General features: G+C 73.5%; 8 protein-coding genes and 2 pseudogenes. 5 read left to right on the top strand and 5 right to left on the bottom strand.

Annotated elements, in window-relative coordinates:
- Positions 1-3: 3 nt before the first annotated feature.
- Complete coding sequence (locus MMR14E_RS11815) at positions 4-993, bottom strand: MlaE family lipid ABC transporter permease subunit (protein ID WP_331314465.1); 990 nt, start codon at positions 991-993, stop codon at positions 4-6.
- 26 nt (positions 994-1019) lie between these two features.
- Positions 1020-1556: pseudogene (locus MMR14E_RS11810) on the bottom strand (MFS transporter); the annotation flags it as partial.
- 146 nt (positions 1557-1702) lie between these two features.
- Between MMR14E_RS11810 and MMR14E_RS11805 the strand changes: the two are divergent.
- Both MMR14E_RS11805 and MMR14E_RS11800 read left to right on the top strand, forming a co-directional pair.
- On the top strand, positions 1703-3016 hold the full coding sequence (locus MMR14E_RS11805; protein ID WP_331314463.1) for a hypothetical protein: 1314 nt from the start codon (positions 1703-1705) through the stop codon (positions 3014-3016).
- Positions 3017-3118: 102 nt separating this feature from the next.
- Entirely contained in the window at positions 3119-3559 is a 441-nt protein-coding gene (locus MMR14E_RS11800; RefSeq protein WP_331314731.1) for a DUF1489 domain-containing protein, read from the top strand.
- 498 nt (positions 3560-4057) lie between these two features.
- Here the strand turns inward: MMR14E_RS11800 and MMR14E_RS11795 are convergent.
- Positions 4058-8089: pseudogene (locus MMR14E_RS11795) on the bottom strand (hypothetical protein); the annotation flags it as partial.
- A 288-nt stretch (positions 8090-8377) separates the two neighbouring features.
- On the opposite strand from MMR14E_RS11795, the gene MMR14E_RS11790 reads away from it, so the two are divergent.
- A complete protein-coding gene (locus MMR14E_RS11790; RefSeq protein ID WP_331314462.1) occupies positions 8378-8698 on the top strand; it encodes an Hpt domain-containing protein in 321 nt (106 codons plus the stop codon).
- Between the two features lie 134 nt (positions 8699-8832).
- Entirely contained in the window at positions 8833-9153 is a 321-nt protein-coding gene (locus MMR14E_RS11785; RefSeq protein WP_331314461.1) for a 2Fe-2S iron-sulfur cluster-binding protein, read from the top strand.
- 169 nt (positions 9154-9322) lie between these two features.
- Here the strand turns inward: MMR14E_RS11785 and MMR14E_RS11780 are convergent, their stop codons facing one another.
- Positions 9323-10498: a vWA domain-containing protein gene (locus tag MMR14E_RS11780; protein ID WP_331314459.1), complete on the bottom strand. Its 1176-nt coding sequence runs from the start codon at positions 10496-10498 to the stop codon at positions 9323-9325.
- Positions 10499-10877: 379 nt separating this feature from the next.
- On the opposite strand from MMR14E_RS11780, the gene MMR14E_RS11775 reads away from it, so the two are divergent.
- Positions 10878-11285: a hypothetical protein gene (locus MMR14E_RS11775; protein WP_273563651.1), complete on the top strand. Its 408-nt coding sequence runs from the start codon at positions 10878-10880 to the stop codon at positions 11283-11285.
- Between the two features lie 79 nt (positions 11286-11364).
- Here MMR14E_RS11775 and MMR14E_RS11770 read toward each other — a convergent pair whose 3' ends face one another.
- On the bottom strand, positions 11365-13227 hold the full coding sequence (locus MMR14E_RS11770) for a cation:proton antiporter (RefSeq protein WP_331314456.1): 1863 nt from the start codon (positions 13225-13227) through the stop codon (positions 11365-11367).
- Positions 13228-13443 lie beyond the last annotated feature (216 nt).

The raw sequence follows: 13443 nt of genomic DNA, 5'->3' as shown, positions 1-13443 counted from the left end.
GCCTCAGAAGTCGATCGCGGCGAAGAACACCGCGAACAGGCCGTCGAGGACGATGACCATGAAGATGGACTTCACCACCGACGCGGTGACGTGACGGCCGAGCGATTCCGCGGAGCCCTCGACCGCGAAGCCCTCGATCGTGGCGATCACCCCGATGGTCAGCGCCATGAACGGCGCCTTGATCAGGCCGACCATGACGTGGTGCACGCCCACCGCCGCCTGGAGCCGGACCAGGAACTGGTCGAGGGTCAGGCCGCCGTAGAGCATCGCGGTGAGGCCGCCGCCGGCGAGGGCCGCGAGGTCGCCGATCAGCGTCAGCATCGGCAGGCCGATCATCAGCGCGAGCACCCGGGGCACGATCAGGATCTCGACGGGGTCGAGACCCATGACCCGGAGCGCGTCCACCTCCTCGCGCATGCGCATGGAGCCGATCTCGGCGGTGATCGCCGAGCCCGAGCGGCCCGCGACCATGATCGAGGTGAGCAGCACGCCCATTTCGCGCAGGATCAGGAGGCCGATCAGGTTGACCACGAAGGTCTGGGCGCCGAAGCGCTGGAGCTGGAAGATGCCCTGCTGGGCGACGATGCCGCCCACGAGGAACGAGATCAGCACGATGATCGGCGTGCCGTTGAGCGCCACCTGCTGGATCTGGTTGATCAGGGCGTTGCCGCGGAACGTGCCGGGCCGCAGGGCGACGCGCCCGCAGGCGGCGATCAGCTCGCCCAGGAAGGCGAGGGCGGTGACGAACTCGTGGCCGCCCTGCACGGTCCGGCGCCCGGTGGCGTCGAGCAGGCCGACGACCGGGCCGTGCCGCCGCGGCGGCGGCGCGTCCGGCTCGCGCAGCCGGACCTCGCCCAGCAGGGTGCGGTGCTCCGGGCGGGCGCCGAGATAGGTGAGGGCGCTGCCCGCCTGCTCGATCTCGGCGCGGGTCCGCTCCAGGACCCAGGCGCCGAGGGTGTCGAGGCGCTCGATCCCCGACAGGTCGACCGCCACCNGGCCGCCACCGCGCGGCTGCGCCACGCCACCAGCCCCGCACCGAGGGCGAGGCCGGTCAGGAGCAGCGGCACGGCGAGCCGGCCGCCGAGCGCCGTCAGCAGCAGCCCGCCCGCGAGGTTCGCCAGCAGGAACGCGACGGAGCCCGCCATCCGGATCCGCGCGTAGGTCAGGCGCGCGTCCCGGCGCACGGCCGCGAGCGTCAGGTAGTCGATGCAGGGCACGAGCGGCGCGCCGGCGACCGCGTTGAGCACGATCAGCCCGGCGAGCAGCGGCCACCCGATCCCGGCCGCGGCGGGCATCAGCGCGTAGGTCAGGCTCAGGGCGAGGCTGCCGAGCAGGATCAGCCGCCGGGGGCCGAGGCCGCGGTCGAGGAGGCTCATCAGCGGCGCCGTGGCGGCGATCCGCGTGGCGATCGGCAGGGCGAGGAGGACGCCGATCACCCGGGCATCGAGCCCGAGGGCGTCGAGCCACAGGGGCATGAAGGGCATCGCGATGCCGATCTCGGTGAACACCACGGCGTAGAGCAGCGACAGGCGCGCCGGGCCGGACGGGCGGAGCAAGGCGGGTCTCGACGAGCGGGATCGGGAAGGCGGGGCGGGGAGGGCGTCCGTAAGCGCCCGTTAAAGGGCCTCTGTCAAATTCGCGGCGATCGGTGCGCACCGGGGCGGGCCGCCGCCGCGCCCGCATCGAGCGTCCAGAGAGGCCCATGTTCGGTTCCGTCAACCCGAGCGCGCACGCTTCGGCCGAGTACGAGGCGATCGAGGCGACGATCAGCGCCAGCGAGCGCGGCCGCTGGTTCCTCGCCGAGTACGCCCGGCGCAACCGGGGCGCGGAGACCGAGGTATTGCTCGGGGCGATCGCGCGACTGGAGCGGAGCGTCACCGCCGACCGCGGACAGGAGGCCTTCGGACACCTGCGCGGCAACCTCCTCGACATGGCCGACGCGATCAGCCGGACCAAGGGCGAGATCGCCGCGCTCAACGCCCCGAACAGCGACGAGACCCGGCTGACGCAGGCGTCGCTCGCCCTCGACGCCATCGTGCGCGAGACCGAGCAGGCCACCTCCGACATCCTCGGCGCCGCCGAGTCGATCCAGGAGGCGGCCTGGACCCTGCGCGAGCGCGGGGCCGACGCGCAGGCCTGCGACGCCCTCGACCGCCACGCGACCGCGATCTACACGGCCTGCTCCTTCCAGGATCTCACCGCGCAGCGCACCGCCCGGATCGTCTACACCCTGCGCTACCTGGAGGACCGGGTCTCCGCGATGATCGCCATCTGGGGCGAGGACGCGGTGCGGGTGCCGCCCCACCGGGGCGCGCGGCCGGCCGGCGAGCCGGCCGATCTGAACCAGAGCGACATCGACCGCTACATCGCCATGGATGTGCCGGCCGTCACGGTGGCGGCCCTCGTGGCCCGCCCCGGCAGCCCGGCGCTGCACGAGGACCTGGTGTTCCTGCCGGTCCAGGCGGAGGCCCGGGCACCGGAGGCCGAGCCGGAGACAGAGGTCGCGGCCGAAGTGCCGGCCGCGCCGGAGCCGGTGGCGGAGGCCGAGCCGGACGCCGTGTCCGAGCCGACGGGAGCGGCCGCGCTGGCATTCGCCCCGGAACCGGACCTAGCCGCCGCGGCGGGGGACGGGCCGGAGGCCGCACCCGCGGCCGACTTGCAGGCCGGCTTGGAGGCCGATCTGGTAGCCGACTGGGCGGTCGATCTCGAGGCTGCCCCGGAGCCGGAGCCGGCTCCGGAGGTCGCCTCCCTTCCCGTCGCCGATCCGTCCGCCGCGGACGCGCCGGAGGCCGCCACCGCGATCGAGGAGGCGTTCGAGACGGACGTCGAGGAGGATGTCGAGGAGGATGTCGCGCAGGACATCGCGCAGGACATCGCGCGGGACGTGGCCGACCTCACCTGGGGCGAGACCGTCGCGGCCGCTCCCGAGCCGGCGATGCCGCCGGAGGAGCCGGCCCTGAGCTTCGCCGAGATCGACGCGCTGACGCCGGAGCAGCGGCTCGCGCTGTTCGCCTGACGGGTCCGGCCCGGCCCCGACGTCCGGTGCGCTCCGGCAGGCGCGCGCCGGCGCGGACCCTGCTATCAGGGGCGCCCCCGGCAACCCCGAGCACGCGCATCCGTGGCCCTGCACCTGATCAAGCTCTGCGTCGGCCCCGCCACCATCGCCGACCTCGAGGCCCGGCAGGCCCGGTTCCGCGCCGAGGAACTCCGGGACGGCCGGCAAGCGGCCCCGTTCCACGTCACCCGCACCCTGCCCAAGCGCCACCGCGAGATCACCGGTCAGGGCTCGATCTACTGGGTGATCCGCGGGACGCTGTCCTGCCGGCAGGCGATCACCGCGATCGAGCCGCTCACGGACGCGGACGGGATCCCGCGCTGCCGGCTGGTCTTCGATCCCCGGCTCTTCCCGGTGGCGCCCCGGCCCTACCGGCCGTTCCAGGGCTGGCGCTACCTGACCGCGCGCGACGCGCCGGCCGATCTCGGGGCCGAGGCCTCGGGGGACCTCGCCGAGATGCCCGAGGCCCTGCGGCGCGAGCTGGTCGGCCTCGGCCTGCTGTGACGGCGGGACGGCGCCCGCGCCGCCCTGTCCCGCGCGCGTGACCTCCGATGCGGGGGAGGGCGCGGCGGGTCTTTTCGTCCCCGGCATGGACCCCGCCGGCGCCGCGGGCGGCCCCGGCGGGATCGGTCCTACGCCCCGTCGAAGCGCCCGCTGGCATGGGCCAGCATCGTGTAGACCTTGCCGGTCTCCGAGGTCAGGTAGGCGTCGGTGCGCTTGGCGTCGCTGTCGTTCTTGACCACGTCGCCGAGCAGGCGCTCGAACTCGCTGACGTAGCGGTCGACGCTGCGGCGGAACTCCGCGTCGGTCCTGTAGCGGCGCTGGATCTCCGAGAAGGTGGCCCGGCCCTGCGGCGTGTAGATCCGCGGGTCGAACAGGTTCGGCTCGCCCCGGCGGTACCGCTCCCAGAGGTCGACCGCGGTCCGGTGCTCGATCATCTTGGCGATGTCGGTCGAGATCGTGTCGAGGGCGATCCGCCCGGTCTCGGCGGCCGCCACAGCCTTCCACCAGGGCGCCGGTGCGGCCCTCGGCGGCCGCCACCAGGGCCTGGCCGCGGTCCTCCAGGAGGCCCTCGATCGCGGCGCGCGCCTGCTCGAAGGTCGCCCGCAGGGTCTCGACGCGCGCGTCGACCCGCTCGGACACGTCGCGGCCGGTGCCCTCGACCAGGGCGCCGAGGCGGTTCTGCACCCGGTCGAACAGGATCTGCAGCTCGCCGGTCCGCTCCTTGAGGGTCTCGGCGAGGCGGTTCTCGCGCTCCTCGAGCAGGCCGGCGATGGCCGGGTTCACCCCCTCGATGGTCGCCTGGAGCGCCTGGGTGCGGTGCTCGATGGTCCCGGCGATCTGGCGGCCGCGGCCGTCCACGAGGCGGTCGATCTCGCCCTGCGCCCGCTCGAACAGGCCCTGGAGGTCGGAGAGACGGGTGTCCAGCAGGTCCGCCATCTGGGCGGGCGCCGCGTCGAGGGTCGTGCGCAGGCCCTCGGTCCGGGCCGCGATGGCGTCCGCGAGGTCCTGGCCGCGACCGTCCACGAGGTCGCGCAGGCCGGCCTGGGCCTCCTCGAACAGGGTCTGCAGGCGCTGCGTGCGGGCGTCGAGGGTGGCGGCGAGCTGGCGCTCGCGGGTCTCCACCAGCGCCGAGACGGCGGCCGGCGCCTCCTCCAGCACCGCGCGCAGGGACTGGATGCGGGCGTCGACCGCGGCGGCGAAGCGGCCGCCGCCGCCCTCGACCACGCCGTCGAGGGCCGACTGGGCCTCCTCGAACAGGGTGCGCAGGGCCTGGGCCCGGGCGGTGAGGGTGTCGGCGAGGCGGTTGCCGCGGCCGTCGACCAGGCTCTCCAGGTGGGCGAGCCGCTCGTCGAACAGGCTGCCGAGCTGGCGGGTGCGGTCCTCCAGGGCCCCGGTGGCGGAGCCGAACGCGCCCTCGAGGGCGGCGACCATCGCCTGACCGCGGCCGTCCAGCGCCTCGTGGATCGGGCCCATCCGGCCGTCCAGGGTGGCGGCCAGGGTGCCGGCATGGTCGTCCAGCAGGACGCGGATCTGGTTGGTCCGGTCGTCGAGCAGGGTGTGGACCGAGCGCACGCCCTCGTCGAGGAGGCCGCTGATGTCGGCCGTGCGGCTCGACAGGGTGTGGCCCAGGCGGCCCTCGCCGGCATCGAGCATCCGCTCGGCATCCGCGATGGTCTGCTGGAGCTTGGCGAGCACGCTCTCGCCGCGCTGGTCGATGAGCTCGGCCAGCGAGGTGCCGCCGCGGTCGAGCAGGCGGGCGAGCTCGGTGATCCGGCCGCCGATCGCCCCGAACACGGCGCGGCCCTTCTCGTCGAGCTCGCCCGACATGGCGGCGATGCGCTCGTCGATCAGGCGGCCGAGGAGGTCGGCGCGCTCCGCGAAGGCCGCGTGCACGGCCTCGGTCCGGGCGGCCAGCGCCGCGTCGGCGCTCTCGGTCCGCGCGTCCACCAGCCGGATCATCGAATCCGCGCGGTTGGCCAGCGCGGCCTCGAGGCCGCGGGTGGCCTCCTCGATGGTGCCGGTGAGGGCGCGGACGCGCTCGGCCATGGCGCCGTCGAGGCCGCCGGTCCGGTCGGCGATCATCGCCACGAGGTCGCGGGTCCGGCCGGCGAGTTCCTCGTCCACCGCGCGGGTGCGCGCCTCGATGAGGCGGATCGCCTCGAAGGCCTGCACGCCGAAGCTCTCGTCCACGAGGCGGGCGCGCTGGTCCAGGGTCTCGGCGATCGCCTGCAGGCGGCCGATGACGCCGGTGTCGAAGTGGCCGGCGCTCTCCTCGATCCGCCGGGCGATCTCGCCCGTGTGGCGGGCGATGTCCTGGCCGAGCCCGGAGGTGCGGCCCTCCAGCATCTCCATCAGGCCGCGATGGCCCTCGGCCATGACCCGGCCCATCTCGTCGGTCCGGGCGCGCAGCGCCTCGTCCACGGCGTTCGCGCGGCTGCCGAGATGGTCGTCGATCTGGCCGACCAGCGCCGCCACGGCGGCCGCGACGGCGGCGGCCCGCTCGGCGGAGCGGGTCTCCAGGCCCCCGAGATGGGTCTCGATCAGGCTGCCGGCCTCGCGGGCCCGGGCGGCGATCGTCTCGGCGACGGCCTCGCCCTTGCCGGTGAGGAGCCGGTCCATCTCCTCCAGCCGCGCGCCAACGGTCTCGCCGAGCGCGGCGGTGTCGCGGTTGATCCGGTCGGCCAGGATGTCGCCGCGGGCGATGGTCTCCTGCAGGGCGGCGAGGCGGCTGCCCAGCGTCTCGTCGATCGCCCGGACGCGGCCGTCGGCGGTCTCGGCGAAGCTCGCGCCGGTCTGGCTGAGGGTGTCGGCGATGCGCGCGCCCTGGCTGGCGACGGCGAGGACGATGTCGCGGCCGGTGCCGCTGATCCGGGCCTGGGTCTCGTCGGCGTGGCCGGCGAGCAGCTCGGCGACGCTCCGGCCGTGCTCGCCGAAGGCCGCCTCCATCTCGCCGATCCGGGCGGCGAGCTCGGCCGAGATCGCGCGGGCGGCCTCNGCGCCGCTCGCGGCGAGCGCCAGGGCGGCCTGGGCGTCGCGCCCGCGGCCCTCGATCGTCTCGGCGACCGACAGGCCGGCGCTCTCCAGTTCGGCGCGCAGCGCGAGGCCGCGGCCGGCGATGTCCTGGGTCAGGGCCGACCCGGTCTCGGCGAAGCGGGCGGTGATCTCGGCGCCCATCGCGCCGAAGCGCTCGGTCAGCTCCGAGCCGCGCGACAGGAAGGCGGTTTCGAGCCCCGTCACGGAGCGCTCGAAGGTCTCGCGCACCGTGCCGGCCTGACGCTCCAGCGCGTCGCTCACGCGGCTGCCGGTCTCCTCCAGGGTCCGGGTGAGGGCGCCGGCATTCTCCGACAGGCGCTCGGCCAGGGCGGTGCCGGCGGCCTGGAAGGCGCCGGTCGCCGTGCCGGCGCGGTCCTCGAAGGTGCGGGTCAGGGTCTCGCCGACCTCCTGGAAGCTGCCGCGCACCTCCTGGCTGGTGGCCGCGAGGGTGTCGATCAGGTCGCTGCCGCGGGCAGTCATCAGGTTGACGACCCGGTCGCCGGCCTCGCCCAGGGAAGCCGTGATCGCGGCGCCGCGGGTCTCCAGCGCGCCGGTCACGCGCTCGCCCGCGCCGGTCACCGCGGAGACGATCCGGTCGGAGGCGCCCTCCAGGTCCTGGCTCAGGCTCTGGTGCGACCCGGTGATGGCGCTGCGCACCCGCTCGGCGTTGGTGACGATCGCCTCGCGCTGGGCGACCAGTTCGTCCACGAGGGAGCGGATGCGGATCTCGTTGTCGGAATAGGCCCGCTCCAGGGTGGCGATCTCGCCCCGGACCAGGGTCTCGAGCTCGCCGGCCCGGGCGAGCGCCCGCTCGACGCCGTCGCCCACCGCCGCCACCTCGCGGCGCACGGTCTGCGACATGGTCAGCACCGCGTCGGTGGAGAAGCTCTCGGGCTCGGCGAGCCGCACCGCGACCTCGCCGACCGCGCGGGCGACGAGGCGCATCTCCTGGGCGCGCACCGCCAGCATGGCGGCGATCACGAACAGCACCACCGGGCCGAACAGGGCCGCGGCGCCGACGCTCGCCTGGAGGGCGGAGAGGCCCGACACGACGGCGCGCAGGTCGCCGTCGGACTTCGCCCAGGCGATCAGCACCAGGGCGCCGATCCAGACCGCGCCGGCGGCGAGCGCGAGCAGGTAGGGCTTGGGCGAGGAGCGCACCCGCAGGGTCTGCTGCAGGATGCCGATGTTGCGCCGGTCGTCGTTGGCCACGAGCGACCGGTCGGGGGGCAGGAGCCCGCCCTCGCGGCGGGGGCGGTCCAGGCCCGGCGGCGGCAGGTCCGAGACGAGCGGGGGATCGAGGTCGAGGCGCGGCGGCATGGTCCGGCCGGCGTCGAGGCCGCCGTCGCGCAGCGGGTCGGCGTCACCGACGTCGGGCAGGCGCGGCTCGGCGCGGCCATCGGGGCCGTTCGGCGTCAGGGCGTCGAGGTTCAGCGCCTGCTCGATCGCAGAGAGCGCGGCCTCGGCCGGGTCCTTCAGCTTCTTCTCGGTCGCCATACAACGCCTCGTTACACGGGTTCACCGGCGCCGGGAGAGGCTTGAGCCGGAGACGCAACGCCCCGTTTACCATTACAAGACTAAACTCGGGCAGCGACTGCCGATACCCGAGCCCTCGACCGGCCCCAGAAAAGGTTAACCGAATGGTTACCGGGCCCGTCGCTCACCGCCTCCACCATCCTGCCGCAGGGGAGGGGTCCGGCGCGATCCCCACCCGGCGAATCAGGGGGTGAATTGTGTGGATCAGATCCGCAATCCCCGACGAATCCGGATGCCGGGAGCCCGAACATGCAGGCCATCGACCCCGCGGAACTGGAGGCCCAGACCGGCGGCGACGCCGACCTGGCCCGTGAGGTTCTGGACCTGTTCGCCGGCCAGTGCCGGTCGATCCTGCCGCGCCTCGCCGACCCGTCCCTGCCGCGGGAGCAGCGCGCCGACCTCGCCCACACCCTGAAGGGCTCGGCCGCGGGCGTCGGGGCAATTCACGTGCGCGCCCTGGCGGACGCCGCGGAGACGCGCCTGCGGGCCGGCGCCGGGGCGGTGCCGGTCGACGACCTCGCGGCCGCGGTCGCCCGGGCGCTGGCGGAGATCGCCGAGGCCCGGGCCTGACAGGCTCGCCGCAATGCGGCGATCGATCCGGGACCGGTGTCTAATGCCGCGCTTGCATTCCGCGTTTCCAGCCGCCAAGCAGGCACGCCGCCCGTCGGACAGACTGCGCTCGACGCGAGCCCGGAGCCCCCAGCATGCCCAAGATCACCTACGTCGACCACGCCGGGACGGAGCGGACCGTCGAAGGCAGCGTCGGCGCGACCGTGATGGAGACGGCGCTGCGCAACAACGTCCCGGGCATCGACGCGGAGTGCGGCGGCGCCTGCGCCTGCGCCACCTGCCACGTCTACGTGGCCGACGCCTGGATCGACACGGTCGGCAAGGCGCAGGACATGGAGCAGGACATGCTGGATTTCGCCAGCGACGTCCGCGAGAATTCCCGCCTGTCCTGCCAGATCAAGATCACCCCGGCGCTGGACGGCCTCGTGGTGACGACCCCGCCCCAGCAGGGCTGAGACGGAAACCGTCCAGGACGCGCGATCCCCTCCCGTCCTCGCGAGCGCAGCGAAGCGACCCAGGGTGGCGCGACATCCGTGTATGCGGCGCTGCTGGATCGCTTCGCCGCGCTCGCGAGGACGGCATCGCCTCCGGTCGCATCGCGCCGTGAGGCCGTCACCGCGCCTGTCATCGCACCAGCGTCCGCGCCGCCGCGTCGAGCCCCTCCAGCGTGAGCGGGAACATCCGGCCGGCGACCAGCCGCTGCATCATGCCGATCGACTGGGTGTAGCCCCAGTGCGTCTCGGGCACCGGGTTCAGCCACGCCGTCTTCGGGAAATGGTCGAGGAGCCGCTGCATCCAGACGGCGCCGGCCTCCTCGTTCCAGTGCTCCACGGAGCCGCCGGGCGTGGCGATCTCGTAGGGGCTCATCGAGGCGTCGCCCACGAAGACGAGCCGGTAGTCGCTGCCGTAGGTGCGGATCACGTCGAGGAGCGGCGTCTTCGCCTCGTGGCGGCGCCGGTTCTCGGTCCAGACCGCCTCGTAGGGGCAGTTGTGGAAGTAGTAGTGCGCGAGGTGCTTGAACTCCGAGCGCGCCGCCGAGAACAGCGCCTCGGCCTGCTCGATGTGCCAGTCCATCGAGCCGCCGACGTCCAGGAACAGCAGCACCTTCACGGCGTTGCGCCGCTCCGGGCGCAGCTTCACGTCGATGTAGCCCTGGCGGGCGCTCGCGCGGATCGTGCCGTCGAGGTCGAGCTCCTCGGCCGCCCCCGTCCGGGCGAAGCGGCGCAGGCGCCGCAGGGCGAGGCGCATGTTGCGCGCGCCGATCTCCCGGTCGTCGTCGAGGTCCTTGAACGCGCGCTTGTCCCAGACCTTCACCGCCCGGAAGTTGCGGTTCCCGTCCTGGCCGATGCGGATGCCCTCGGGATTGTAGCCGTAGGCGCCGAAGGGCGAGGTGCCGCCGGTGCCGATCCATTTCGAGCCGCCCTGGTGGCGCCCCTTCTGCTCGGCGAGGCGCTGCTTCAGGGTCTCGAACAGCTTGTCCCAGCCGAGCGCCTTCAGCTCCGCCTTCTCGGCCTCGGTCAGGTATTTTTCCGCGAGCTTGCGCAGCCACTCCTCCGGGATGGCCGTAGGCTCCACCGCCTCCCCGAGGGTCTCGAGCCCCTTGAACACCGTGCCGAACACCCGGTCGAACCGGTCGAGATGCGCCTCGTCCTTCACCAGCGCGGTGCGCGACAGGAAGTAGAACGCCTCGACGTCGTGCTCCGCGAGGCCCCGGTCCAGGGCGCCGAGCAGGGTCAGGTATTCCTTCAGGGAGACGGGGACCTTGGCGTCCCGGAGGGCCGTGAAGAACTGCAGCAGCATCCCGGGAGAACGCGCCAGCCGCGCGTCCGGGTCAAGCCCGCGCCAAGTCCGCGCCACCTCAGCGCCAAGTCCGCGTCACCCCCGCGCGAATCGGTCGGCGCCGCGCCGAGCGGGGCAGGACTTTCCCGCGCGCGTTTCGAGTCTTCGGCGATGGTCGACAAGATTCAGCCCGGTCGACACCGCTGATTCCCGGGCCCAAACGAGTCTCTCCGACCCGATGGGACTCATAACCTGGGCATAAGTCGTCGAATCTGTTGATATGTGGCCGGACAAGCCTCGCCCAGTCACTCAATCGGTCATGGGAATCGCTCAACTCGGGAGATCGAGTGTGTGCGGACGCGGCAGCGCGGCCCACACGGAGCTAGCGAGGAGACCTGCGATGGCGGTCATCCTGCGGAATCTGACGGAATTCAAGCGGTTTCTCGGGAAGCCGGGGGCGACGATTCAGCTGGTGCGCAACACCTTCATGGACCGCCAGCCGGAGGCGACCCGGGACGCCTACCGCGACAAGGGCATGTACGCCCCGCGGGCGGTGCAGGCCCTGTCGCGCAAGGCCGCGGTCTTCACCCTGCGGGGCTATCCCGGAACGGTCTGGCTCTACTGGGACAAGGGCGCCCGCGGCTGGCGCTTCTCCGGCGACACCGTGACGGTGCCCCTGGTCACCGGCCTCGGGCCGGCGGACGAACTGGTCTACCGGTGCAGCTTCGCCGACGGGTTCGAGCCGGCGCCCCGCAGCCGCGTCGCGCGGCGGGCCAAGCACGAGGACGCGCACCCGGTCCTGATCTGAGCGGGGCCCGCGGCCGGGACCTCCGCTCAGACCGCCCGCCTCAGGGCTCCTGGTCGGGCATCCTGGGCGGGCATCCGGGTCAGGCCTCCTGGCCGGCCGCCTCCTGGCGTTCGACGTCCTGGCGCTCGGGCTCCCGCTTGACGGGAGCGGGCTTGCCCAGCGCCTTCCCGACGGTCCGCCGCGCCCGGAAGATCGGCTTCGACTCGTTCTCGCGCTTCTTCAGCAGGGCGCGATACTCGTCCCGCCGCTCGTGGATCGACGCGATCACCAGCCCCATCGGCACGCCGACATCGACCAGCACGGCCTCCGACAGCTGCAGCGACGCCTCGATCGTCTCCGGCACCGCGTCGTCGACGCCGAGCTCGTAGAGCGAGGAGGCGTGGCGGGCGTCGCGGGCCCGGGCCACGATGGTCAGGTCCGGCCGCTCGGCGCGGGCCGCCGCCACCGCCGCCTCGACGGCGCGGGGATTGTCGAGGGTGACGACCAGCGCCCGGGCCGTGGCGATGTCGCAGCGGCGCAGCATCTCGGTGTTGCCGCTGTCGCCGAAATAGACCGGCGCGCCGGCGCGGCGCTGCTCGGCGACCCGGGCGGCGTCGGAATCGAGGGCGAGGTACGGGATCTTGTGCCGCTCCAGCATCTCGCCGACCTGCCGGCCGACGCGGCCGAAGCCGGCCACGATCACCCGGTTCTCCACGCGCTGCGGCCACGGCTCGGCCTTGGCGGCGGCCTGGGCGCCGGCCGTCGCCCGCATCTTGAGCCGCCGGCCGATCGCCGCCAGCGCCGGGATCATGATCATCGTGACGGTGGTGACCACGAGGGCCGCCGCCCCGACCTCCTCCGGCACGAGTCCGGTGGCCATGGCGCCGCCGATCAGCACGTAGGCGAACTCGCCGCCCGGACCGAGCAGCAGCGCCGTCTCCAGCGCCACCGGCCGGGGGATCTTCAGGACGGGGGCCGCCATCATCACCACGGCGGCCTTGATCAGGACCAGCGCCAGCGACAGGCCGATGATCGCCCCCGGCGTCGCCATCAGCTGCGCCGGGTCGAGGTTCATGCCCACCGAGACGAAGAACACGCCGAGCAGCAGGCCCTTGAACGGGTCGATCGTCGCCTCGATGGCCCGGCGGTACTCGGTCTCGGCCAGCAGCAGGCCGGCCACGAAGGCGCCCAGCGTCATCGACAGGCCGCTCGCCGCCGCGGTCAGCGCCGTGCCGACGATGACCAGCAGGCAGGCGGCCATGAACAGCTCGGTGGAGCGCGTGCGCGCCACGAGCTGGAACAGCGGGCGCAGGGCGAGGCGGCCCGCCACCACGATCAGCACCAGCGCGACCGCCGCCTGGCCGAGCGCCATGGCGAGCGCCCAGCCCTTGTCGCCGCCGTCGTCGCGGCCGAGCACCGCGATCGCGAACAGGACCGGCGCCACCGCCAGGTCCTGGAACAGCAGCACCGCGAAGCTGGTGCGGCCCGTGGGCGCGTTGAGCCGCTTCTGCTCGGCCAGGACCGGCAGGACCACCGCGGTCGACGACAGCGCGAGGCCGATGCCGACGATCGCCGCGCCGGTGAGCGGCACGTTGAGCCCGTAGAGGATCGCCCCGAGGATCAGCGCAGAGCAGCCGACCTGCAGGGAGCCGAGGCCGAAGACCAGCCGGCGCAGCACCCGCAGGCGCTCCCAGGACAGCTCGATCCCGATCATGAACATCAGGAAGATCACGCCGAACTCGGCGAGGTGCGAGATCTCGGCCCGGTTGCCGATGGTGAACAGGTGCACCGAGGGATAGGTGTCGGCGAGCCGGCCGAGGCCGAAGGGCCCGAGCAGGGCCCCGGCGCCGATGAAGCCGAGCACCGGCGAGATCCGCAGGCGGTGGAACAGCGGCACCACGATGCCCGCTGTGACGAGAAACAGGATCGCTTCCTTGTAGGAGCCGGCGTGGACCTCTGGCATCGGCGGCGGATCGAACCTCGTCTCTCGGGGGCGGGGGGATGCCGATCACGGCTGCGCGATCATGGGTCGGCACCGCCCGCGGGGCAACCGGATTCGGGCCGCGATCGACCCCGCGGATGTGCGTTCCGACACAAGCCGGATACAGGCGTGGGTGAGACATTTCGGTCACCGGCAGGCCGGATGCGGACAGCATCCAAAGGAGGCATGCGGTGAGGG

The organism is Methylobacterium mesophilicum (assembly GCF_036441335.1).
GTDB classification, from domain to species: Bacteria; Pseudomonadota; Alphaproteobacteria; order Rhizobiales; family Beijerinckiaceae; genus Methylobacterium; species Methylobacterium mesophilicum_B.
Note: the sequence above shows the minus strand (reverse complement) of the source record. Positions and strands in the feature narration are given on the sequence as shown.

Coding starts and splice junctions, on each gene's coding strand:
- MMR14E_RS11805 (WP_331314463.1), top strand. CDS start 1,703: ATGTTCGGTTCCGTCAACCCGAGCGCGCACGCTTCGGCCGAGTACGAG.
- MMR14E_RS11790 (WP_331314462.1), top strand. CDS start 8,378: ATGCAGGCCATCGACCCCGCGGAACTGGAGGCCCAGACCGGCGGCGAC.
- MMR14E_RS11785 (WP_331314461.1), top strand. CDS start 8,833: ATGCCCAAGATCACCTACGTCGACCACGCCGGGACGGAGCGGACCGTC.
- MMR14E_RS11780 (WP_331314459.1), bottom strand. CDS start 10,498: ATGCTGCTGCAGTTCTTCACGGCCCTCCGGGACGCCAAGGTCCCCGTC.
- MMR14E_RS11775 (WP_273563651.1), top strand. CDS start 10,878: ATGGCGGTCATCCTGCGGAATCTGACGGAATTCAAGCGGTTTCTCGGG.
- MMR14E_RS11770 (WP_331314456.1), bottom strand. CDS start 13,227: ATGCCAGAGGTCCACGCCGGCTCCTACAAGGAAGCGATCCTGTTTCTC.